At 51.3% G+C, this 22,473-nt stretch carries 17 protein-coding genes; 9 read left to right on the top strand and 8 right to left on the bottom strand.

From position 1 onward, the window contains the following. Nucleotides 1–10: 10 nt before the first annotated feature. Nucleotides 11–3,121 carry an efflux RND transporter permease subunit gene (locus tag TERTU_RS09275; protein WP_015819006.1) on the top strand — a complete coding sequence of 1,037 codons (3,111 nt, stop codon included), beginning with the start codon at nt 11–13 and terminating at the stop codon, nt 3,119–3,121. Here TERTU_RS09275 and TERTU_RS09270 read toward each other — a convergent pair. Next, nucleotides 3,103–4,308, bottom strand: a complete 1,206-nt coding sequence (locus tag TERTU_RS09270; RefSeq protein WP_015820520.1) for an aminotransferase-like domain-containing protein — start codon at nt 4,306–4,308, stop codon at nt 3,103–3,105. The genes TERTU_RS09275 and TERTU_RS09270 overlap by 19 nt on opposite strands. Before the next feature lie 165 nt (nt 4,309–4,473). Here TERTU_RS09270 and TERTU_RS09265 point away from each other — a divergent pair, with 165 nt between their 5' ends. Further along, entirely contained in the window at nt 4,474–5,361 is an 888-nt protein-coding gene (locus TERTU_RS09265) for an AraC family transcriptional regulator (protein WP_041590408.1), read from the top strand. Between the two features lie 12 nt (nt 5,362–5,373). Here the strand turns inward: TERTU_RS09265 and TERTU_RS09260 are convergent, their stop codons facing one another. Further along, nucleotides 5,374–6,579, bottom strand: a complete 1,206-nt coding sequence (locus tag TERTU_RS09260) for an MFS transporter (protein WP_015816990.1) — start codon at nt 6,577–6,579, stop codon at nt 5,374–5,376. Nucleotides 6,580–6,666: 87 nt separating this feature from the next. Here TERTU_RS09260 and TERTU_RS09255 point away from each other — a divergent pair, with 87 nt between their 5' ends. Next, nucleotides 6,667–7,221 (top strand): TetR/AcrR family transcriptional regulator, encoded by a 555-nt coding sequence (locus tag TERTU_RS09255; protein ID WP_015817357.1) that lies wholly within the window; start codon nt 6,667–6,669, stop codon nt 7,219–7,221. Between the two features lie 185 nt (nt 7,222–7,406). Here the strand turns inward: TERTU_RS09255 and TERTU_RS09250 are convergent, their stop codons facing one another. Further along, nucleotides 7,407–9,533, bottom strand: a complete 2,127-nt coding sequence (locus TERTU_RS09250) for a M3 family metallopeptidase (RefSeq protein ID WP_015818207.1) — start codon at nt 9,531–9,533, stop codon at nt 7,407–7,409. 260 nt (nt 9,534–9,793) lie between these two features. Between TERTU_RS09250 and yghU the strand changes: the two genes are divergently transcribed. Beyond that, nucleotides 9,794–10,747: a glutathione-dependent disulfide-bond oxidoreductase gene (yghU, locus tag TERTU_RS09245; RefSeq protein ID WP_015819821.1), complete on the top strand. Its 954-nt coding sequence runs from the start codon at nt 9,794–9,796 to the stop codon at nt 10,745–10,747. A gap of 497 nt (nt 10,748–11,244) precedes the next feature. Here the strand turns inward: yghU and TERTU_RS09240 are convergent, their stop codons facing one another. Further along, nucleotides 11,245–11,514 carry a hypothetical protein gene (locus tag TERTU_RS09240; RefSeq protein WP_228378337.1) on the bottom strand — a complete coding sequence of 90 codons (270 nt, stop codon included), beginning with the start codon at nt 11,512–11,514 and terminating at the stop codon, nt 11,245–11,247. On the opposite strand from TERTU_RS09240, the gene TERTU_RS09235 reads away from it, so the two are divergent. The 3 genes from TERTU_RS09235 (at nt 11,513) to TERTU_RS09225 (ending at nt 15,892) form a co-directional block, all read left to right on the top strand. Further along, nucleotides 11,513–12,343: a cytochrome-c peroxidase gene (locus TERTU_RS09235; RefSeq protein ID WP_018014490.1), complete on the top strand. Its 831-nt coding sequence runs from the start codon at nt 11,513–11,515 to the stop codon at nt 12,341–12,343. The genes TERTU_RS09240 and TERTU_RS09235 overlap by 2 nt on opposite strands. Before the next feature lie 96 nt (nt 12,344–12,439). Further along, nucleotides 12,440–14,623, top strand: a complete 2,184-nt coding sequence (gene katG / locus TERTU_RS09230; RefSeq protein WP_015819908.1) for a catalase/peroxidase HPI — start codon at nt 12,440–12,442, stop codon at nt 14,621–14,623. Between the two features lie 339 nt (nt 14,624–14,962). Further along, on the top strand, nt 14,963–15,892 hold the full coding sequence (locus TERTU_RS09225) for an FkbM family methyltransferase (protein ID WP_015820688.1): 930 nt from the start codon (nt 14,963–14,965) through the stop codon (nt 15,890–15,892). 8 nt (nt 15,893–15,900) lie between these two features. On the opposite strand, the gene TERTU_RS09220 is transcribed toward TERTU_RS09225, so the two are convergent. Together TERTU_RS09220 and TERTU_RS09215 are read right to left on the bottom strand one after the other, a co-directional pair. Beyond that, a complete protein-coding gene (locus TERTU_RS09220) occupies nt 15,901–16,767 on the bottom strand; it encodes an MBL fold metallo-hydrolase (protein WP_015820222.1) in 867 nt (288 codons plus the stop codon). A gap of 191 nt (nt 16,768–16,958) precedes the next feature. After that, nucleotides 16,959–18,254 (bottom strand): NCS2 family permease, encoded by a 1,296-nt coding sequence (locus TERTU_RS09215; RefSeq protein WP_015819813.1) that lies wholly within the window; start codon nt 18,252–18,254, stop codon nt 16,959–16,961. 423 nt (nt 18,255–18,677) lie between these two features. Here TERTU_RS09215 and TERTU_RS09210 point away from each other — a divergent pair, with 423 nt between their 5' ends. Together TERTU_RS09210 and TERTU_RS09205 are read left to right on the top strand one after the other, a co-directional pair. Further along, nucleotides 18,678–19,253: a phosphoribosyltransferase gene (locus tag TERTU_RS09210; RefSeq protein ID WP_015819368.1), complete on the top strand. Its 576-nt coding sequence runs from the start codon at nt 18,678–18,680 to the stop codon at nt 19,251–19,253. A 16-nt stretch (nt 19,254–19,269) separates the two neighbouring features. Beyond that, nucleotides 19,270–20,331, top strand: a complete 1,062-nt coding sequence (locus tag TERTU_RS09205) for a purine-nucleoside phosphorylase (RefSeq protein ID WP_012779334.1) — start codon at nt 19,270–19,272, stop codon at nt 20,329–20,331. Between the two features lie 22 nt (nt 20,332–20,353). Here TERTU_RS09205 and TERTU_RS09200 read toward each other — a convergent pair whose 3' ends face one another. Continuing rightward, a complete protein-coding gene (locus TERTU_RS09200; protein WP_015818356.1) occupies nt 20,354–21,703 on the bottom strand; it encodes an 8-oxoguanine deaminase in 1,350 nt (449 codons plus the stop codon). Between the two features lie 18 nt (nt 21,704–21,721). Further along, complete coding sequence (locus tag TERTU_RS09195; protein ID WP_015820223.1) at nt 21,722–22,453, bottom strand: TetR/AcrR family transcriptional regulator; 732 nt, start codon at nt 22,451–22,453, stop codon at nt 21,722–21,724. Nucleotides 22,454–22,473 lie beyond the last annotated feature (20 nt).

The following is a 22,473-nucleotide window of genomic DNA, read 5'->3' as shown; positions in this document are numbered from 1 at the left end:
GAGAAGCACAATGCTGGATTCTATGCTGCGCTTTTCCATCGAGAAGCGCGTACTGGTACTTTGGAGCCTGCTTTTGGTCATCGCTATTGGCGGCTGGAACGCAAGCCACCTGAATGTGGATGCAGTGCCGGATATCACCAATGTTCAAGTTCAGATTAATACGGCGGCACCCGGGTACTCGCCGTTAGAGATCGAACAGCAGATAACCTACTTCATAGAAAATGCCCTCACCGGCCTGCCCAAGCTGGAGTACACCCGCTCCATTTCCCGCTACGGGCTTTCTCAGGTTACTGCCGTTTTCACCCCGAAAACCGACCTCTATTTCGCCCGCAATTTAATCAACACCAAACTTAACGAGATTAAAAGCGATATACCACCTGGCTTGGAACCCTCTATGAGTCCGGTTTCAACCGGATTGGGCGAAATTTTAATGTACACCGTGAGCGCCCAGGAGGATGCCAAAAGAGCAGACGGCACCCCCTACACCACGATGGATTTGCGGGAAATTCAAGACTGGGTGATAAAACCACAAATGTTGCGTACCGCTGGCGTCGCCGAAGTGAACAGCATTGGTGGCTACAACAAACAATTCCACGTCATGCCCGACCCGATCAAATTGTTGAACTACGGCGTGTCGCTTGCCGACATTAGCCACGCATTAGGTGCAAATAACGGCAACCGCGGCGCGGGCTACATCGAAAACAATGGGCAACAATTATTAGTGCGATCGCAAGGTCAGCTAGGGTCCATCGCCGACATAGAAAACGTGATTATTGCCAGGCCAGACAAGGCACCGCTGCGAATTCGAGACGTGGCAACCGTCGCCCTGGGCCATGAATTGCGCACGGGCGCGGCGACCAGCAACGGCAGGGAAACCGTGTTGGGCACAGTGATGATGCTGATCGGCGAAAATTCGCGGGATGTTGCAGCGCGCGCATCGGCAAAGCTTGCAGACATCCAAACGTCGATGCCCGACGGGATTATGGTGTCGCCAGTTTATAACCGCACCGACCTCGTCGATAAGGCTGTCATTACAGTCGCGCGCAATCTGCTGGAAGGTGCACTGCTCGTTGTTGCCATTCTATTTTTGCTACTAAAAAATATTCGCGCCGCATTAATCACGGCGGCCGTTATTCCCCTCGCCTTTCTGTTAACCATAACCGGGATGGTAAACACCGGTGTTTCCGCCAATCTGATGAGTCTCGGCGCACTGGATTTCGGACTGATAGTGGACGGTAGCGTCATTATTATGGAAAACGCCATCCGCCGCTTGGGTGAAGCGCGCGGCCAACACAGCAGTCAGCTCCCCGTGAGCCTCCGTCTGAAAATTGTCTACGACGCCACGCGGGAGGTCGCCAAACCAAGCCTTTTTGGTATCACCATCATTACCCTGGTTTACCTGCCCATTTTTTCACTGACCGGCGTGGAAGGAAAAATGTTCCACCCCATGGCGCTAACCGTCGTATTCGCCCTGCTTGCGGCGATGCTGCTGTCATTCACTGCCGTACCTGCCGCCATCGCCGTGTGTTTACGGCAGCCGCGGGCCGACCACGAAGGCCGCCTGTTTACCAAAGTCACCACTGTCTATGCCGCGCTACTAAAGGGCGCGCTGCGCTGGCGCTGGTTGGTGTTAGTGCCCAGTGTCGGGCTGATAGTGCTGGCCACTGTGCTGATACCGCGCTTGGGTTCGGAGTTTTTACCCCAGCTGAACGAAGGCGATATTGCCCTGCACGCAATCCGAATTCCCGGCACCGGTTTGCAGCAATCCGTCGATATGCAAGCTGCGCTGGAGCAAACCATCACAGGCTTTCCCGAAGTGACAACGGTGTTCTCTCGTATCGGCACTGCTGAAGTCGCCACTGACCCAATGCCGCCCAATGTGGCTGATGTGTTTATCATGCTGAAGCCCCACGACGAATGGCCCAACCCGGAAAAAACCAAAAATGCGCTGGTGGAGGAAATCGCCCAATCCGTCAACCAATTGCTGGGCAACAATTACGAGTTCACACAACCCATTCAGATGCGCTTTAATGAATTGCTCTCGGGGGTGCGCGCCGACCTGGGCGTTAAGATTTACGGCGACGATCTGGACCTCCTCCTAAAAACCGCACAGCAGGTATTGCGCATCATCAATCGCATACCCGGTGCGTCCGATGCGCGCGTGGAGCAGGTCACCGGCCTGCCGAGCCTGTCGATAATCCCCAAACCTGCCGCGCTGGGCAGCTACGGACTAAACCTGGCGGATTTACAGCAATGGGTGGCGACAACGATCGGCGGAGAAAGTGTGGGGCTGGTCCAGCAGGGCGACAGGCGGTTCGACCTGGTAGTGCGCTTTGCGGAACCACTGCGCAAGAACACAGACCGATTAAAATCCATGCCCGTTGCCGTACCAGGCAGCACCGGCTATGTCCCACTGGAAGAACTCGCAACCTTGCAGCAGGAATCCGCCCCCGCGCAAATTAGCAGAGAAAATGGCAAGCGACGCATCATTGTCACCGCCAATATCCGCAATCGGGACCTCGGCAGTTTCGTGACGGAGCTACAGCAGGAAATTGCGAAAAACGGCGAGATTCCTCCCGGTTACTGGGTTGAATACGGCGGTAGTTTTGAGCAAMTGAATTCTGCACTTGCACGCCTTGCTGTCATTGTTCCGCTGACCCTGCTGATGATTCTCGGTTTACTGACCTTATCCTTATCGTCATTCAAGAATGCACTGATTATTTTTACTGCGGTACCGCTGGCAATCACCGGCGGCGTGTTCGCGTTACTGCTTCGCGACATGCCATTTTCGATCACCGCTGGTGTTGGGTTTATTGCACTATCCGGCATCGCGGTGCTCAATGGCCTGGTTATGCTGAGCGTTATTCAAGACGACTGGCGCAGTGGCACACCGGTGTTTCAAGCAGTTGTCGACGGAGCCAAGTCGCGCCTGCGCCCCGTACTGATGACGGCGCTGGTGGCAAGCCTTGGTTTCCTCCCAATGGCGTTAAACACAGGGATCGGTGCCGAGGTGCAGCGGCCATTGGCAACTGTTGTGATCGGTGGCATTTTCACCTCGACACTGCTCACCCTGGTGGTATTACCGGTGCTGTTCCACTGGCTTCACCGCACCCCGGAGTAACGCCCGCCGACGGCAATACATGCCGACAATTCGCGTAATACGGCTGCCAAACGGGCAGCCGCCTCTTCCAGCTGCGAAATTGCGAGATAACTGAAATTCAACCGCAATGCATTTATCGAGTGCTTTTCTCCAGCAGGGAAAAACACCCCGCCCGGCACAACCGCTAAGCCCCGCTCCAGGCAGCGCTGCGCGACCAATGTCGCGTCCAACTCGTGCAAAACAAACCAGATAAACATACCCCCTTGCACAGGGCGATGAAAGCCAAACTCTGCGGTGTGGAGCTCGAGCGCTGCATGCAGTGCTTCGTATTTAGCGTGGTAATTGCGGCAAAGGTTTGCAATATGCGCGACATAATTCCCTTTCACCAAAAACTCTGCCAACAGGAATTGGCCAAGTGTGTTGGTGTGTAAGTCGACTGCCTGCTTTACTCGCAGCATGGGAGCTAGCAACTTTTTGCCCGCAACTACCGCACCCAGACGCAAGCCTGGCATCGCTGTCTTCGAAAAAGAGCTGAGAACAATCGCCACATCGGAGCAGAAATCACTGACTAAAGGCAAGTTTTCACCATGAAAACGAATATCCCGATAGGGTGCATCTTCCAAAAGCAATACACCATGTTTTCTGCACAACCGAGCGACCTCGGTGCGAACCTCCAGCGACCAACAACAACCGGTGGGGTTATGAAAGTCCGGCACGGTATAAAACATTTTACAACGTCCGGTCTCGAACACCTTTCGTAACGCTTCTAGGTCTGGGCCATTCGGCAATTGGGGAATCGGTCGCACTCTGACACCTGCCAGTGCGAACACCTGCAAAGCGCCCAGGTAGGCTGGCACTTCCAGCGCAACCTCATCTCCCTGATTTAGATACGTTCGCACTGCCAGATCAATACCCTGCTGCGAACCGTTGGTCATCAGTAGCTCATGCCCGGCACCAACGGATAATTGCGTTTGCAAGTGATCGATCAGCGGTTGATAGCCACGCGTCGACGCGTACTGAAACAGGTGGCCATGTACCGAGGGAGAATCGGCTACTAGTTGCAAAGCTTCCGCCGTGGCATCAAGCGGAAAGTACTTGGGGTCGGGTAATCCGCCGGCGAGCGACAGGCAATCAGCAGCTGTAGCGGCTTGCAGAATTTCTCTTATGTAGGATGTGGGTAAACTTTCTACCAAGCGGGCAGTTTTCATGAGGCCTCCGGCCCATCTAATGAGAGACCGCCAGCTTATCCTTGTCGCTCAGTTTAAGTTTGTTCTAAACTGCGAGCTAATTTGTCCATTTATGCGCAATATTGTGTCTAAATGTGCGGTATCGGTGTGCACGAAACAACAACTCCAGTAGAGCTGCCAAATCCAATGAGGAAGAGTCTGCCTCAACAACATGTGACCTCACGCTTAAACGACGTGTTGCACGAAATCCACAAGGATATAAGCGCAGATTTGCCCGCTGCGCGCCTCGCAGCTATCGCCGCTTTTTCAGAGCATCATTTCCATCGTGTGTTTGCTGAATATATGGGAGAAACTGTCCACCGCTATATCGCGCGTATTCGACTGGAGCAGGCAGCAAACCAGCTCATGTTCGACCAGTCAGCTACAGTATCGGAAGTCGCGCTCGCATGCGGTTTCAAATCGCTGTCGTCTTTTTCGCGCGCGTTTAAACTGCAAATGGGAAGCTCGCCCGGAGAATGGCGCAGCCGAAGTCACACTGATGCCCAGCTGCAAACAGAGTTTTTGCAGGTACCGGAAATTGCACGGGGTTACCAAAACATCGCCAACAGAGCATTACCCCAACCGGTCATATGTGAAGTACCTTCACGGTTAATGGCGTATATCCGCCACCACGGATACGACCGGAGTATTGCTCACACGTGGCAAAAGCTCGACCTTTGGCGATTCGAAAATGGCTTGCACACCCAAGGCCAGTTTGCCCTGCTTCATTCGAACCCCTGCCTGGTGCCGCTCAAGGATTGCCGCTACGTCGCCTGTGTCGAAATACACAAAACCCCTTTGCAGCGCAGCGTTATTAATGTGTTGCGATTACCAGGCGGTATCCATGCGCGGTTTCACCTCGCCGGTGTTTACGGCGAGTTTATTCCATATTTGAGCCGTATTCTGCAAGAGTGGGTACCGCACAGTGGTTTGCGGGTACGCACCACCCCAATCTGGGTGGCATACAACAAAAACCAGTTCACCGATTCACAACACGAGTTCGACCTGGAGCTATACATTCCCATAGGCTCTTAAGTGACAAAGTCATCAGCCGGGTAATGTCGATACTTTGGAATGCTTGCGCAATCGCTGCAATACTATCGCCAACAGAATCATCACCAGCAATAGAGTCCCAAAACCCAGTGCAGTGGTGTGCAATCCCAACTGTTTTATCAGCAGACCTGCTGCCATCGAGGGGATACTGAGCGCTAAATAGCTGATAATAAAAAATACCGCTGTAAGCCCGGCCCGCTGCGAGGCAGGAGCCAAGGGCAACACACTGCGCATGGAGCCCACAAAACTGGAACCAAAGCCGCTACCCGCAATTACCGAACCTAACAAAAGTACGCCAATTTGCCCAATTTGTATCGACACAAGAAACAACCCCAAACCTAAGGCAAGTGCAGTAGCTCCGTAAGCAAGCATCGCCTCGGGCGCCCGATTACGCTGCACGAATACCGATATAGCGCCACTCAGCGTCAACAAAAATACAGCACCGCCAGCAATCAAAACGGAATCAGTATGGGTAATGTCGACAATGACAGATGGTGCCAAAGACAAATAAAAGCCACCCAACGCCCAACCACTGACATTAACGGGGGCCACCGTCATAAGTGCACCACGAATTTCTGCGGGAATGGCAATCCGAGGTATTAACGAGGCGAGTGCTCCCGGGCGCAAACTGGCGGTTTCCTCAATGCTGATTAGCCACAACAGTGCAACCAACAGGAGCAGCAGCAAAACCCAATAGGACAGCGCCAACGGCATAGGCGCAAAGAAGATAAGCAGACTCGATACCAGGGCGCCCAAACCCAATCCCGAAATGGAAGACAAGCTGTTAAAAAGCGGACCGCGTTGATGATCAGCATCCAGCATGCTGGCGGCAATCACGCTGCTTGCGATACCAGTTGCCGTGCCTTGCATGACCCTAGCAAAAAGCAGCCAGTGCACATTTTGCGCGAGAATAAACAGGCCCACAGCAACAATTTCAAGCACAATCGCTGCGGCTATAACGGGCTTGCGCCCAATATGATCAGACAACCCGCCCGCGATAAGAAGCGATGCCAACATCATCAGCGCATAGACACCGAATACCAGTGTGAGCATCGCCGAAGAAAAGTGCCATTGTTCCTGATAGAGGTGATACATGGGCGTTGGGGTAGACGCAGCCGCGAGAAAAATCAGAAGAGTGAAACACAGAAACAGCGTGTTATTTTTTCGACTTGGCGCACTTTGGGAAGTGGGACTTTGCATTTAACACCTCATTAACGCAAATATTTTGCATTAAGAGTCTGCCCTACTTGGTCGCTTAACGCAATTTTTTTGTGTTAAGCTTCGACCATGACAACCACAAAAAAAATCCGTACCGGCGGACGAAGTGCCCGCATACAGCAATCTATCCATCAAGCTGTGCGTGAACTTCAGGCCACGCACAGCCGCGAAGAACTTACCGTATGTATGATCGCGAGTGCTGCAGGCGTCACGCCCTCCACCATCTACCGCCGTTGGGGCGACCTGACATCTCTGCTCGCCGATGTTGCAGTAGCGCATATGCGGCCCGATACACCTCCGGACGATACCGGCAGTCTTCCCGGCGATTTACTTAAATTTGCTGAATTCTACGCTGACGAACTAGGCTCTGAATTGGGCAAGCAATTGCTGCGCGATATTGCCGCGACTCACACGAGCGACTGCACCACACGTTGCGTACAATTGGCCCGCGAACGGCTGGAAATAATCGTTGAAAGAGCGCAACAACGCGGCGAGCGAATACCGGCAGTCGAGATGCTGATCGACAACCTGTTTGCGCCGATTGTTTATAATATTTTGTTTTGTGAAACACCCGACAGCGAGCAACAGTTACGCCTGGTCAGTCAGTGTCTTCACAATTATTAAAGCTGAACCAATACACGGCTTAAACAACAGATTTTGGGCCAGTAAATGTTGATCTGACCAATAATTGGAAGTAACCGCGAGTTACCGGTTTGAGATAGATTGGTGTACGTAATAATCAAAAAAACCCGACATGTGTCGCCACAGGTCGGGTTTTTATTACAACTCGCTAAGGTGTTTAAACGCCGTTATTTTACCAAGCCTCGACGCTCCAGCAATGCATCGATACTTGGTTCCTGACCACGGAAATCCACGTAGCTTTCCATTAAGTCTCGGCTATTACCGCGCGACAATACTGCATCGCGGTATTTATCACCGTTCTCGCGGGTTAAACCACCCAGGGTTTGCGTGTATGCAAAGGCATCTGCGGCCAAGACCTCGGTCCAAAGGTAGGCGTAATACCCTGCAGAATATCCACCGGCAAAAATATGGCTGAAGTATGCCGATTTATAGCGTGGCGGTACCGGCGCAAAATCGATTTTGTGCTTGGCTAACGCTTTCTTCTCGAACGCGGCAACGTCGGTAATATCGCTGTCGGCAGAAATTGTGTGCCACTCCATATCCAGCAGTGCAGCCGCGAGATATTCAACCGTGTTGAAGCCAGAGTTGAATTTATGGGCTTTTAGCATTTTGTCGAGTAATTCCTGAGGAATAGGCTCACTGGTTTCGTAATGTTTCGCGTAGTTTTTCAAAACGGCCGGATCAATATCCCAGTCTTCATTGGCTTGCGATGGGAATTCGACAAAGTCGCGCGCGGTGGAGGTACCTGCCAGGCTCGGGTATTTCACATCAGAGAAAAGCCCGTGGATCGCGTGGCCAAATTCATGGAACATGGTTTCCACTTCATCAAAGGTCATTAAAGTCGGCTGACCTTCTGCTGGCTTGGGTATGTTCAACGCATTATAGATAACCGGCTTGTCACCAAGCAGACCGCTCTGCTCAACCCAGTTACTCATCCAGGCGCCACCACGCTTGCCATCACGGGCATAAGGATCGATATAGAACAGGCCAATGGTGCTGCCGTCTTCGTTGTACACCTCGTACGCCAGAACATTTTCATCCCAAACAGGAAGATCTTTGCGCGGCTTGAGCGTAATGCCGTAAAGCTTATTCATCGCAAAGAACAAGCCATCGTTGAGCACGGTGTTGAACTCAAAATAAGGTTTCAACAGGCTTTCATCCAGGTCGTACTTGGCTTGGCGTACTTTTTCGGCATAAAACAACCAGTCCCATGGTTGCAGGGTAAAATCCCCACCAGACTGTTTGATTTCTGCTTGAATGTCTGCCGCTTCTTCTTTTGCTCGGGCAACGGCTTTAGGCGCTAATCCATCGAGAATGCCAAATACTGCCGCAGGAGTTTTCGCCATTTGGTTATCAACGACATAGGCAGCCCAGGTATCAAAACCCAATAACTTGGCTTTTTCTGCGCGAAGTTTGGTGAGCTTCAACACGATAGGACCATTGGTATCCATCGCGCGGTAAGCGGAGGTTTCCCAGAGTTTTTTACGCAGTTCGCGATTTTCCAAGCTGCCAAGCAGCGGGTGACGTGTGGTGTTTACCAGCGTGATCTGGTAACCCTCGTTGCCCGATTTTTTTGCTGCCGCAGCGAGCGATTCTATCTGACTCTCTGACAAACCGGCTAACTCGGCTTTATCTTTTACCAGGACGACATCTTTTTCCAGTGACTTCAAAATGTTCTGGGAAAAATCAGTCTGCAGCGTCGAGATTTCGGTATTAATTTCCATCACGCGCGCTTTTGCAGAAGGGCTAAGCTTGGCGCCCTCGCGCACGAACCGCTTGTAGTAGTACTCAGCCAAGCGCTGGTCTTCCGCATTCAGCGAGTCGCGACTTTCGTACACAGCCACTACACGTTTAAATAATTGAGGGTTGAGAAAAATGCTGTCCGAGTGCTCCGCAAGCTTGGGAGAAAAATCGGATTCAATACGGCGATATTCGTCGTTGGATACCAGCCCTGAAAGGCTGCCAAATACCGTGTATACACGACTGAGCAACGCACCAGATTTTTCCATCGCCACTATCGTATTATCGAACGTTGGTTTCTCAGGGTTGTTGGCGATCTGCAGAATTTCCGCTGAATGCTCCTTCAAACCTTTGGCGAACGCAGGCTCGTAATCGCTGACTTTGAGTTTGTCGAATTCAGGGGCGTGATAAGACAGAGGGCTCTCGTGAAAGAAAATATTGTCAGCGGATTGCTGCATCGCAGTCTTGGATTCGTCGGGTTGGGGTTGTTCAGATTCGCAGCCGGTGGTGAGGACAATCGTGCTGATCATCGCGGCTAATAAGGAAAAACGCATTTTACCTCCAATGGGTGGATGGAATTTTAACCAGTGCCGCTCACAGTAAAGGACACTTCGAACGTACAGACACTTTTGGCATCGATACATACAGAGAACGCATACTACATCCTCTTTATCACATTTGTCAGGAAGAATGTTGCCAACAGCGCTGATACTCAGTCAACTTCGCCCTAACGACCAGCGAGCCCTGATGATACACCATATCATCACCCTGACGGCGAAATGCGTTTTAAAAAGATCCATAGCCAGCATCTAAGATGGCGATAAACATCACAGCGGCGGTTTTTGACCTGAGCATGCATAGCCTGCCGTTAACATTGCGTTCTACAAAGCAACATCAGACCAAATTAATTTACGGGAAATATCTCATGTCCGACAGCTATACCCCACCTCCAGTGTGGATTTGGCAAGACCACAACACACCACAGGCTTCTGCTCGCACTGGCAACCAGCCTGTCGCAGGCGCTCGTTTTGAGCAGGAACTTCCGCGCGGCGAACACCCGCTACAGCTTTATTCCATGGCCACACCTAACGGCGTAAAAGTAACGGTCATGCTCGAAGAGCTGCTAGCTAAAGGTCATAAGGAAGCAGAGTACGACGCCTGGCTAATCGATATCACTGCGGGGGATCAGTTCTCGAGCGGATTTGTGGAAATTAATCCCAACTCGAAAATTCCCGCACTGGTCGACCACAGTACAGATACTCCTCTCGCACTGTTCGAGTCCGGCTCCATTTTGATCTATCTCGCCGAAAAATTTGGTGAATTTTTACCGACCGGGCAACCGGCTAGAGCACACACACTCAACTGGCTAGCCTGGCAAGTGGGTTCTGCACCCTATTTAGGCGGGGGGTTCGGGCATTTTTACGCCTACGCACCGAGCAAGCAGGAATATCCAATAGACCGCTTTGCAATGGAAACCAAGCGACAGCTGGATGTTTTAGACAAGCAGTTGGCGAAAACCGAATTTATCGCTGGAAATAACTATAGCATTGCCGATATGGCAATCGCTCCCTGGTATGGTGCTCTGCAAGCAGGCGAGTTGTACAACGCAGGCGAATTTTTAAGTGTTGATGAATACGCAAACGTGGAGCGCTGGCGCAAAGCAGTATTCGCTCGTCCAGCGTATCAACGCGGTGCACGAGTAAATCGGTTTTGGGGGCCAGAAGAAAACCAGTTGAAAGAACGCCACAATGCTGCAGACCTGGACTAACCAATAAAACACTACGTGCTTGCTCCTATTTACACCAGGCAATCATCCACAACAGAAATAACAACCACACTAACACCGCTTTAAATTTTCTTTTTCCGCAGTGAATTTTTGTGAAGTGGCTTTATTAAAAAGCCACCTGCTTCCAACATTGTTTTAAGTTTTTCCACGCCACGCACGTTGTGCGAGCAAAGTGTAAAACAAACCCTCAAGACACAAAATAGCTCCTATTGTCGTGCGTTTTTATCCATTTCTAACCGGCCGCCACAAAAATTTAAAAAGTTAACTATTTGTGATAATTATCGCCAACCCAGGAAGTACTATTTTTGTGGCTGTTTTTTTGCCCGTGCGAATCTTCCTCGCACAGCAAAATTAGCTGCAGCACAACGCATCCAATCTCGCTATTTTTTTCATCCAACGTATAGATCTCATTGTATTGCGCCCGAACTCAAAAAGTGATTTAAAGCGACAACTGCTAAGAGCGGTAAGAAGTCACCCAATTACCCTTCAAATTTGATGAGAATCAAGCGCACAACAAACACGATCTTTATATTAGCCATTACATTAGCATTATCTAAACTAACGGAGTAGACCATGAAGCCTGTGACTCTAAGCACCGCTTTCATCACCGCGTTAAGCACACTCACCGCCACAACTGTAATTGCAACCCCTAGGCAAGAACCTATCACCCCTATAGCTCCCGTCCGCATCACTGAGCCTGCTAAAGTAGAGCTTGGTAAACAACTATTTTTTGATCCGCGGTTATCCATGTCCGGCGTAATTTCCTGCAACACCTGTCACAACCTCGCCTTCGGCGGTACCGACAACCTGAAAACGTCCGTTGGCCACAAGTGGCAAGCAGGGCCCGTTAATTCGCCTACAGTATTCAATGCGAGCTATGGACTTGCTCAGTTTTGGGATGGACGCGCCGCTGATTTACAGGAACAGGCCCAAGGCCCGATTCAAGCCAATGTGGAAATGGCAATGCCGCACAATCTTGCAATCGAAGTTATCCAGTCGATTCCCGGTTATCGCAAACAATTCGAGGCCATCTATGGCGATAAAAATGTTTCGCTCAATAATTTGACGGATGCAATCGCTGAATTTGAGGAAACCCTGATTACGCCAAATTCCCGATTCGACCAATGGCTTTTGGGCGATAACGATGCGATATCTGTCGCCGAACGCAAAGGCTATGAACTGTTTAAATCCAGCGGATGTATCGCCTGTCATAACGGCCCCGCAGTTGGCGGCACCATGTACCAAAAAATGGGATTATTCGGCGCTTACAAGTCGAGCTCTCCATCGCAAGGCAGGTTCGATGTCACAGGAATTGAAGCAGACCGATACCAGTTTAAAGTGCCAACGTTGCGCAATGTAGAGCTGACTTACCCCTACTTCCACGACGGCGAAGCAGAAACTCTTGGTGAAGCCGTTGATCTAATGGGTAGGTTGCAACTAGGCCGTACGTTTAAGGAAACAGAGATAAACCAGATTGTGGCCTTCCTCAGTACGCTTACGGGAGAGCGCCCGGACATTGATTTACCCCATTTACCCGCTTCAGGCATAAATACTCATCGCCCGGAGCCGTTTAAGTAGAACGCCCAGAAAACTGTAGAAATGTAATTTAAGTTTCGCGGGCCACTAAATCTTAATGCTGGGGCAACACTCTCCAGCTTGTAACGAGGAGACATTATGACAGACACACCCAAAGCGGCCGGTAAATGCCCGGTTATGCACGGCGGTAATACCGCGACTGGCAACGACAACATGGATTGGTGGCCCAATTCGCTCAACCTGGACATTCTCCATCAACACGATACCAAGACCAATCCGCTGGACCCGGACTTCACCTATGCCGATGCGTTTAATGGGATGGACTACAACGCATTAAAAGCGGACCTCAAAGCGCTCATGACCGACAACCAGGACTGGTGGCCTGCAGACTGGGGGCACTACGGCGGCCTGATGATTCGGATGGCCTGGCACTCCGCAGGCAGCTACCGCATTGCCGACGGGCGCGGCGGAGCCAATACGGGTAATCAACGCTTCGCACCACTCAACAGTTGGCCGGACAACGCTAACCTCGACAAAGCCCGCCGCCTGCTCTGGCCCATCAAGAAAAAGTACGGCAATGCCATCTCCTGGGCGGATTTAATGATTTTGGCCGGCAATGTCGCCTATGAGTCTATGGGTTTAAAAACGTTTGGATTTGCCGGTGGTCGCGAGGATATCTGGCACCCCGAGAAAGACACCTACTGGGGTTCGGAGCAGGAATGGCTGGCGCCGAGTGGAAACGAACACAGCCGCTACAGTGGCGAACGGGATCTGGAAAACCCGTTGGCTGCGGTAATGATGGGGCTAATTTACGTTAACCCGGAAGGCGTAGACGGCAAACCCGACCCGTTAAAAACCGCGGCAGATGTGCGCGAAACCTTTGCTCGCATGGCAATGAACGATGAAGAAACCGTCGCGCTCACCGCGGGCGGCCACACCGTGGGTAAATGCCACGGCAATGGGCGCGCGGAAGACCTCGGGCCCGAACCGGAAGCGGAGGATGTCGAGGCGCAAGGCTTCGGCTGGCTCAATAAAACCGGCCGCGGCATCGGTAAAGACACGGTGACCAGCGGAATCGAAGGCGCCTGGACCACTAACCCCACCCAGTGGGATAACGGCTATTTTCATTTACTGCTCAATCACGAGTGGGAGAATCGTAAAAGCCCAGCTGGTGCACATCAATGGGAACCCATCGATATCGCCGAAGAGGACAAACCTGTCGACGCTGAAAATCCCAATATTCGCCACAACCCCATTATGACCGATGCGGACATGGCCATAAAAATGGACCCGGAATACCGCAAAATTGCGGAGAAGTTTTACGCGGACCACGCGTATTTTTCCGACGTTTTCGCCCGCGCCTGGTTCAAATTAACCCATCGTGACCTCGGGCCAAAAGCCCGTTACCTGGGACCAGAAGCACCACAGGAAGATCTGCTTTGGCAGGACCCGGTACCAAATGTCGATTACACGCTCTCTGACCAGGAAATCACATCACTTAAGCACGATTTACTCTCACTTGATGTTGCCGCAAGCGACTTCATCACTACTGCCTGGGATAGTGCGCGAACTTTTCGGGGTTCCGACAACCGTGGTGGCGCAAATGGCGCCCGCATCCGGTTGGAACCGCACAAAAATTGGCAAGGTAACGAACCGCAGAAGCTGCAGCGGGTGCTTAAAGCGCTGTCAGATTTCCAGAGCAAATTGGAAAAGCCTGTCAGCCTGGCCGATCTCATCGTGCTGGCGGGGACTGCGGCCGTTGAACAGGCCGCAAAAAATGCCGGGGTCGAAATAGTCATCCCATTCGCACCGGGGCGAGGCGACGCCACTCAGGAACAAACCGATATAGACACATTTGACGTGCTCGAACCGGTACACGATGCGTTCCGCAATTGGCAGAAAAAGGATTACGCCGTTAAACCCGAAGAGATGATGCTGGACCGAGCTCAGTTAATGGGACTTAGCGCCAAGGAAATGACCGCATTAATCGGTGGCATGCGTGTGCTCGGTACCAACCACGGCAACAGCCAGCACGGTGTATTTACCAAGAATGTCGGCACCCTCAGCACAGACTTCTTCACAAACCTTACTGACATGCGCTACAACTGGAAGCCAATCGGCAGCAACTTATATGAGATCGTTGATCGAGCTACTGGCGATGTTCACTGGACAGCGACGCGAGTTGACCTGGTTTTCGGCTCCAATTCGATTCTTCGCAGCTATGCGGAAGTTTACGCGCAGGACGATGCGAAAGAGAAATTCGTTAAAGATTTTTCTGCCGCCTGGGTGAAAGTAATGAATGCTGATCGTTTCGACTTGTAACGCATAGATTCATCCGTGTATTTGCCGCGGCGGCTTTTAGGCTCCTAGCATTTAGGGCCGTCGCGATAAAAACAAATAAAGAAATAAATACAATACTGTATAGAGCAATACAATCTTACCGACACCCAAACCAAACCCCATCGAAAAAAACCTTCAATTGAAACGCCAATTTTGTCGCTCAATGTGTTTTTGCTGTTTACATTTTTTTACTAGATGATAGTGTGTGCGGCAAATAATAAATAACTGCGACAGTAGTGAAAAACAGATCGCACTAGTTGATCGAAGAAACTTGCAAACGAGCCTTAACCGCGTAAACGCAATGATTGCAAGGATACCAGTATGGACAACGTGGCAGTTCACGCACAGGATACGGTGCGCCCCCTCACCCTCGCAGAACAGTTACTTTCAATATTCCTGCGCGCACTACCGATTAAACACGGTCGACACAGACTCCTCGATTACATCGCACCCAGGGCGTTTACTCAGGACGGAATGCTGGTCGAAATAGCGCTGAATGGAAAGCATATTATCGTCGACCCATCAGATCTGGTAGGCTGGCATTTTGCAATTTTAAAATCCTTCGACCCCGAAGTGGTTGAGATTTTGAATGCCGCCTGCGAAGGTAGCAACGGAGAAGTGTTCTGGGATATCGGGGCGAATAAAGGATCGTGTTTTTGCGGGCTCGCGGCAAAACGTAATAACGTGCGCGTGGTCGCTATCGAACCACAGGCTTCGCTTGCCCCAACTAATCTACATAATTTACAAACCCTTTGCTCAACGGGCTATGAATACGTGCAAGCAGGTATTGGTGAATCAGAAACCGAGCTGGAACTCACCATTCCAGAGAACAACAAAGGTAGAGCCAGTTTGAACCTGCGCAACAAACGCCCTACCGATGTAACAGAAAAAATAAAAATTAAAACCGCTAAAAACATCGCCTCACAATCGAAATACGGATGGCCCAGCCTGATAAAACTCGATGTGGAAGGCTATGAACCACAGGTTATTCGTGCTTTGGCTCCCTGCTTTAGCCAGGGCCACTGCAAAGTATTGGTGTTCGAAAACCATAAGCGTGAGACCGCCGCATTCGACGAAATCAGGAAGCTCATCGTCCCACACGGCTACAATCTGTACGGGATAAAAAAAACCCCTTGGGCAACCTACTTGCTTCCCTGCGAGGCCCAGATTGAAAATACCACAGACTACGCAGCCATTCGCAAGGATACAGCGGACAGTAATCGCGCACTGGGCAGACTGATTCACCATTGAACTAGCCGTTAATCACTCGCCTCAGCCGCGTTGCGAAGCGCCTCTTCCGCTTCGATAGTGTGCTTGACCAAATACACAAAGCGCTCATCAAAAAAAGTCATATTGGTTCTGTCGTTTGCGAACGATGCCTTTATGGAAACCAACTCAGCATCGCCCAGCATTTGCTGCGGCGACTCTCCCCTCGCGTGCAGCTGCATAATGCGCTTGGCCCAGTGCATGGTATGTTCCAGATATTGGCGCAACTGTTGTGCGCCCGCCACTTGCCCGTGGCCCGGAACAAACCGTGTTTTTGCATCTCCCACCGCCAGGGCCAACTCAATTGCCTGCACCTGCCCGCCAATACCGCCAGAGAAGAAAGAGGGATACCAGCCATCGGTATAAACATCCCCCAAGAAGATAACGTTCTGCTTTGGAAGATAATAGAGAACATCACTGGGGGAATGTGAATTGATCGTATAGCCTTTAACTTCAGCGTCAGCAAACTCTAACCCAAACACACCTTTCACACTAAGAAATTCAAGCTGAGAATCCGGCTCGAAACGTGAACCACCAACCAGGCTAGCCCCCTCCCCTAAAAAATGTGGTGCGTTGCCAATATGGTCAAAATGATCGTGTGTCGCCAGCAGATATCGCACGGGCTTAGAGGAAATCGACTTTAACTGAGTAAGCAAATACTCTTTGGACTCTGCAACCATTGAGTCGACTAATACCATGCCCGAATCGGTGATTAGTACACCAACGTTCGAACCCTTCCCTCCGCCTCCCTCCACGACAAAGAGATTCTGGTCGAGTTTCACAATAGCGGCTTCGCCAGCGTTTGCGCTAACACTGTTAAAACAAAACAACGAAAAAATGAGAATAGAGAGTTGTCGCATGTAAACATACCTTGTTTCACAAGTAATTCAGACCGCTCGTTTAGGTCGCACGTCGAAACAACTCGGGAAATCGCCCTGCAAAATAGTTGGTCAAATAGTTGGCGCGCCGCACGGCTCTGCGAGGAATCAAAAAAACGCCCATCTACAACTGTGGACGGGCGAAAATACTTAGGAGGAGATCTAAGAGTGAACTAAAGGAAAAAAAATTTCAGTGCGAAAATACCGGCAACAACAAAAACTACTGGCGGACATTGGGTAATTCGTCCACTTAACACCTTAATGACTGCGTACGAGATAAATCCCAAACCAATACCATCGGCAATGGAGTAGCCCAACGGCATAGCGATAGCGGCAATAATCGCAGGCGCGCTTTCGGTGTGGTCGTCCCAATTGAGATCAGCCAGGCTTCGAGTCATCAAACAGGCAACAAACAATAGCGCCGCTGCGGTGGCATATGCAGGCACACTTTGCGCGATCGGCGAGAAGAACAAGCAAAGCAGAAAAATTATGCCGGTTACTACCGCAGTGAATCCCGTACGGCCCCCCGCCTCCACGCCAGCAGCGCTCTCGATGTAACTGGTGGTCGACGATGTACCCATTAGCGCACCAAAGGTTGTCGCTCCAGAGTCCGACAAGAGCGCCTTACCGAGGCGAGGCAAGGAACCGTCTTTCTGAATTAAACCTGCGCGATTTGCAACACCGACCATCGTTCCTGCGGTATCGAACACATCAACAATTAACATGGTTATGATCACCGTTACCATGCCAACTTCCAATGCGCCCGCGAAATCAAGCTTGAACAACACCGGCGCAGGCGAAGGAGGTAAACTCATTACGCCTTTAAACTCTGCGATACCCGTAATCCAGCCAATAACAGTGACGCTCAACATACCAATAACGACCGCGCCCATGAGCTTGCGATAGGCCAGTGCCGTAATAATTGCGAACCCAGCCAAACACAACAGCGGTTCCCACTGGCTTAGATCACCGAGTTTCACCAACGTAGCAGGACTATCTACCACGATTTTCGCGTTTTCCAGGGCGATAATACCGAGAAACAAACCAATACCGCCGGATATACCTAACTTCAGATTTCTCGGAATAGAGTTGATCAACCACTCGCGCACAGGCAAGGCGCTAAGAATCAGGAAGATAACACCGGAGAAAAACACCGCGCCCAACGCGACTGGCCACGGGTGCCCCATACCTAACACGACACCGTAGGTAAAAAAAGCATTTTGCCCCATACCCGGTGCCTGGGCGATGGGGTAATTACCCAGCAATCCCATAGCGATGGAGCCAAAAGCTGCGGCCAGGCAGGTCGCGACAAACACCGCGCCAAAATCCATTCCGGCATCAGATAAAATTACCGGGTTGACTATAGTGATATAGGCCATTGCCAAGAAGGTGGTCACCCCAGCAAGGGTTTCCGTTTTAAAATTGGTTCCCGCTTTGCTGAATTCAAAATATTGGGCAAGGCTCTTCATTAATTCGTCGTCTCTCGTTTATTAATAAATTGTGCTTAGCAAATACTAAACCAAATGGTCAGCTTTTTGTTTGATGCAGACAAAACCGCCGCGCCTCGCGCAAACCGTCTGCCGCGGCTTACATTTGTTTAAAAACAGACCGGACTTGGCAAGACTAGAGCCTCTGATACACTATTAAAACGGTGCGAATAACAAATAAAGCGTCAAATGTGTGCACAGACGCTGGAATATAATCAACGCTGTTTGCTGAAATTTCGCTTGAAATCTACCAACGCAAGCGCTCGGGGAGCGTGCAGCCGAGCGCCAGACACCACTGAACACATGTTTTTCTGACCAAATGGTCAGCTTGAGTATAATGCTTGCATACGAACCACTCTCGCCCCAGCTGTACCTCTGGGGCGAATTGCCTATACGAGGAACTCGATGGAAAAACGATTCATCACCGCCAACGAACTACTGTTGGACTCATTTAAACTTGCCGAGCAAATTTTCGTCCGCGGCTTTCGACCGCACTTTATCATCGGCGTCTGGCGAGGCGGCTCTCCAGTCGGTATCGCGGTACAGGAGTACCTCGAGTACAAAGGCGTTTCCACCGACCACATTGCGATTCGTACGTCCTCGTACACGGGAATAGATCAACAGGATAAACATATCCGGGTACACGGAATGGACTACGTAATAAAGAACGTTGAAGCTGAGCAGGAGCTCTTAATTGTCGACGATGTATTCGATTCGGGCCGTTCTATTGCAGCCATACTCGACACCATCAAAGCCAAATGCCGCCGCAATACGCCACACACGATAAAAATTGCGTGCCCTTGGTACAAACCCTCCAGGAATGTCACCAACATCACTCCCGATTTCTACGTGCGTGCTACCGACCAGTGGCTGGTCTTTCCGCATGAACTCTGTGGCTTAACCGAGGAGGAAATTCTCCAGGGTAAAGGCAGCGAAATTGCGGACACTCTGTCGCGCACGCCCTCCTCGTCCGACTCCTGATAAACGAGAAACTAGAATGATGTATAAACGCGTGCTGCTATGTGTCGCAGCATTCTTGAGTATCGCCGTCAATGCAGAGGTGCCAGCGGTGGAAAAAATTGCGGTAAAAGTCGTAGTTGTGACCATGTTTGAAAACGGTGAAGTCACCGGAGACAATCCCGGCGAATTTCAGTTTTGGGTCGAACGCAGCAAGCTGGATAAAGAGTTGCCTTTTCCTCTGGGCGAGCACGCTCTGCGGATGAACGCGGATGGTGTACTGGGCATTTGTGTGGGCGGAGGTATTCCCAACGCGACCGCATCGATCATGGCGTTAGGCTTGGACCCACGATTCGACTTAAGTCAAGCCTACTGGCTAGTCGCCGGTATTGCTGGAGGCGACCCGGAAGACATTTCGCTCGGCTCGGCGGCCTGGGCCAACTATGTTGTGGATGGCGACCTGGTCTATGAGCTGGATGCGCGGGAAATGCCCGAGGACTGGCCTTACGGCCTAATTCCACTCGGCGCGAAGAAACCGGCAGAAACACCCAAGGATATTTACACCGGCTGGACCCTCAACACCATCGCTTTCACACTTAACCCGGAGCTGACTCAGTGGGCGTATCAACTCACAAAAAATACACCGCTGCAGTCCACTAAAGCGGTAAAAGAATTTCGCGAGCAATACAGCACCTATCCAAACGCGAAACGCGAACCCTTCGTTACTGTTGGCGATACACTGAGTTCCAGCACCTACTGGCACGGCCGCCACCTCAATAAGTGGGCTAATGACTGGATGAAACTGTACACCAACGGCAAAGCGAATTTTATGACGACCAATATGGAAGACAGCGGCACGATGACTGCGCTACATCGCCTCGCACGGACAGGCTTAGTCGACACAGATCGCGTTATGGTCCTGCGCACCGTCAGCAACTACTCCATGCCACCAGCAGATAAGGCGACCAGCTGGAGCATTACCGCCGACTATCCAGACGATGGCAAGCCCGCATTGGAAACCGCCTATCGCGTCGGCAGTCAGGTCGTGAACGCGCTGGTCACCGATTGGGATAAATACAAGGTGGCGACGCCCAAACCGTAGAACGTCGCCGTCGATTCAACGTTCAAGCTCGCGCGGCGAGGCGATCCGCCGCTTGTTGATGCTCTGCACGCAAGCGGTGGATATCGAGGCCGGGAATTTCGCCGTTACGTACTCGCCAATCACCATTTACCATTAAGTGCGAAACCTGGTGCGCGCCACACAAAACCAACGCAGCCAACGCATCTCCCGCACCGGAAAAACGAAGGTCATCCAAAGCAAACAGAGCCAAGTCTGCTTTTTTGCCCACCTCGATACTCCCAGTGCTCTGATCCTGCCCCACCACACGGGCACCGCCAATTGTCGCCCAACGCAATGCATCCTCGTGTGTCACTGCCGCCGCTCCATATTTTAATCGCTGCAACAGAAAACCTTGTCGCACCTCCTGAATCATGTTGGAGCCGTCATTGGAAGCCGAGCCGTCAACACCCAAGCCTACCGCAACACCCGCCGCTTCCAGCGCGTTAACCTCACAGATACCTGACGCCAGGACCATATTGGAGCTGGGGCAGTGGCTAACCCCAATGCCCGCACGCCCAAGCCGCTGAATTTCGTTTTCGTTAAAAAATATTCCGTGCGCAAGCCACACATCACCAGCCAACCAGCCAACTTTTTCGAGATAATCGACCGGGCGCAGACCAAATCGTTTGATACAAAAATCGTTTTCGTCCTCGGTTTCCGCCAAATGTGTGTGCAGCAAGGCCCCATAGGAACGAGCCAGTGCCGCACTGGACTCCATCAACTCCGGAGTAACTGAAAAAGGCGAACATGGGGCCAGCGCGACCTGAATCATAGTATTCCCCCGATCACGAACCTTGCACAACAGCCGTTCACTTTCGTTAAGAATATCGGTGTCGGTTTGCACTACCGTATCCGGTGGAAGCCCCCCGGCAGATTTTCCCAAACTCATAGAGCCACGAGTAAGCACGGCGCGCATACCTGCGCGTTCACATTCCGCTATCTGGATGTCTATCGCGGTTTGAATATGCTGGTTAAACAAATAATGGTGGTCGGACACCAGTGTACAACCCGAGAGCATCAGCTCGGCCAAGGCCAGCCTCGTCGAAACGGTCACCGCAGCCTCGTCGAGCCCAGCCCACACCGGATAGAGCGCGCGCAGCCAGCTAAACAACTCTTTGTTCAGTGCAGCCGGAAAGGCCCTCGTAAGGGTTTGGTAAAAGTGATGATGGCAATTGACCAGCCCGGGAACCAGAACCAGGGTTCGCGCATCGAAAATTTCATCGTACGCTTGCTGGGGCTGCTTACCAGCGGGTATCAGTTCTACAATCGTGTCTCCAGAAACAACAACGCCTCCCCTTGCGTCTTTATCGTTGCCCGTCCAAACAGCGATCGGGTCTTTTATCCAGATCGTCATAACTACTTGCTAAGCCTGTTAATTAATTTTTCGCTCTTTGCGCGCAGGCGGCTCGAGACCGATTCCGCGCAAAATCACACCACTGAGAAAGCTGGCAATATCGTCTATCATTTCCTGTTCGTATTCGGCGCGGTTCATGACCGTAAGCACCTGGGTGTCGAAATCGGCGTAGTGCTGGGTGGAAGACCAGATTAAAAAAATCAGATACACCGGGTCAATGGCTGCCATTTTTCCCTGTGCAATCCAAGTGTCCAACACTTTCATTTTACTGCGCACCCAGGGCCGTAACTCGTTGCGCAGATAATCCTTTAGGTGCGGCGCCCCCTGAATAATCTCCATGGCGAAGAGTTTCGACGCTTTAGGGTTGCTGTAGGAAAATGCGACCTTACTGCGTATAAGGTTATCCAACACTTCTGCGGGATCGTCATCTACGTCAATCTCGTCCAAATAGTCATTCCACAAACTTAGAATATTATCCAGTACCGCTACATATAAATTGGTTTTACGCTTGAAGTAATAGTGAATATTCGCCTTGGGCAAACCTGCACGATCCGCTATAGCTTGAATACTCGCTCCCGAATAGCCCTGAAGCACAAATTCGTCATGCGCTGCGTCCAATATCTTCTCCAGATTATTGTCGCGAATACTGCCGCGCTTATATTTGCGGGCATCCACGGTAGTGTTCGCGGAAGCATCGACACTCGCGTCGACGATCGCACCCTGTAACAGCTCTGAACCATTTTCTTTCATTCTCGACCCTTTAACTCCAA

This window comes from Teredinibacter turnerae T7901, assembly GCF_000023025.1.
In the GTDB taxonomy this organism is placed as follows: Bacteria; Pseudomonadota; Gammaproteobacteria; order Pseudomonadales; family Cellvibrionaceae; genus Teredinibacter; species Teredinibacter turnerae_B.
Note: the sequence above shows the minus strand (reverse complement) of the source record. Positions and strands in the feature narration are given on the sequence as shown.

Bases quoted from the DNA above. Each gene is read 5' to 3' on its own strand.
- TERTU_RS09270 (WP_015820520.1), bottom strand. From the start codon at position 4,308: ATGAAAACTGCCCGCTTGGTAGAAAGTTTACCCACATCCTACATAAGA.
- TERTU_RS09265 (WP_041590408.1), top strand. From the start codon at position 4,474: ATGAGGAAGAGTCTGCCTCAACAACATGTGACCTCACGCTTAAACGAC.
- TERTU_RS09260 (WP_015816990.1), bottom strand. From the start codon at position 6,579: ATGCAAAGTCCCACTTCCCAAAGTGCGCCAAGTCGAAAAAATAACACG.
- TERTU_RS09255 (WP_015817357.1), top strand. From the start codon at position 6,667: ATGACAACCACAAAAAAAATCCGTACCGGCGGACGAAGTGCCCGCATA.
- TERTU_RS09250 (WP_015818207.1), bottom strand. From the start codon at position 9,533: ATGCGTTTTTCCTTATTAGCCGCGATGATCAGCACGATTGTCCTCACC.
- yghU (WP_015819821.1), top strand. From the start codon at position 9,794: ATGGCGATAAACATCACAGCGGCGGTTTTTGACCTGAGCATGCATAGC.
- TERTU_RS09235 (WP_018014490.1), top strand. From the start codon at position 11,513: ATGTCCGGCGTAATTTCCTGCAACACCTGTCACAACCTCGCCTTCGGC.
- TERTU_RS09240 (WP_228378337.1), bottom strand. From the start codon at position 11,514: ATGGATAACCGCGGATCAAAAAATAGTTGTTTACCAAGCTCTACTTTA.
- katG (WP_015819908.1), top strand. From the start codon at position 12,440: ATGACAGACACACCCAAAGCGGCCGGTAAATGCCCGGTTATGCACGGC.
- TERTU_RS09225 (WP_015820688.1), top strand. From the start codon at position 14,963: ATGGACAACGTGGCAGTTCACGCACAGGATACGGTGCGCCCCCTCACC.
- TERTU_RS09220 (WP_015820222.1), bottom strand. From the start codon at position 16,767: ATGCGACAACTCTCTATTCTCATTTTTTCGTTGTTTTGTTTTAACAGT.
- TERTU_RS09215 (WP_015819813.1), bottom strand. From the start codon at position 18,254: ATGAAGAGCCTTGCCCAATATTTTGAATTCAGCAAAGCGGGAACCAAT.
- TERTU_RS09210 (WP_015819368.1), top strand. From the start codon at position 18,678: ATGGAAAAACGATTCATCACCGCCAACGAACTACTGTTGGACTCATTT.
- TERTU_RS09205 (WP_012779334.1), top strand. From the start codon at position 19,270: ATGATGTATAAACGCGTGCTGCTATGTGTCGCAGCATTCTTGAGTATC.
- TERTU_RS09200 (WP_015818356.1), bottom strand. From the start codon at position 21,703: ATGACGATCTGGATAAAAGACCCGATCGCTGTTTGGACGGGCAACGAT.
- TERTU_RS09195 (WP_015820223.1), bottom strand. From the start codon at position 22,453: ATGAAAGAAAATGGTTCAGAGCTGTTACAGGGTGCGATCGTCGACGCG.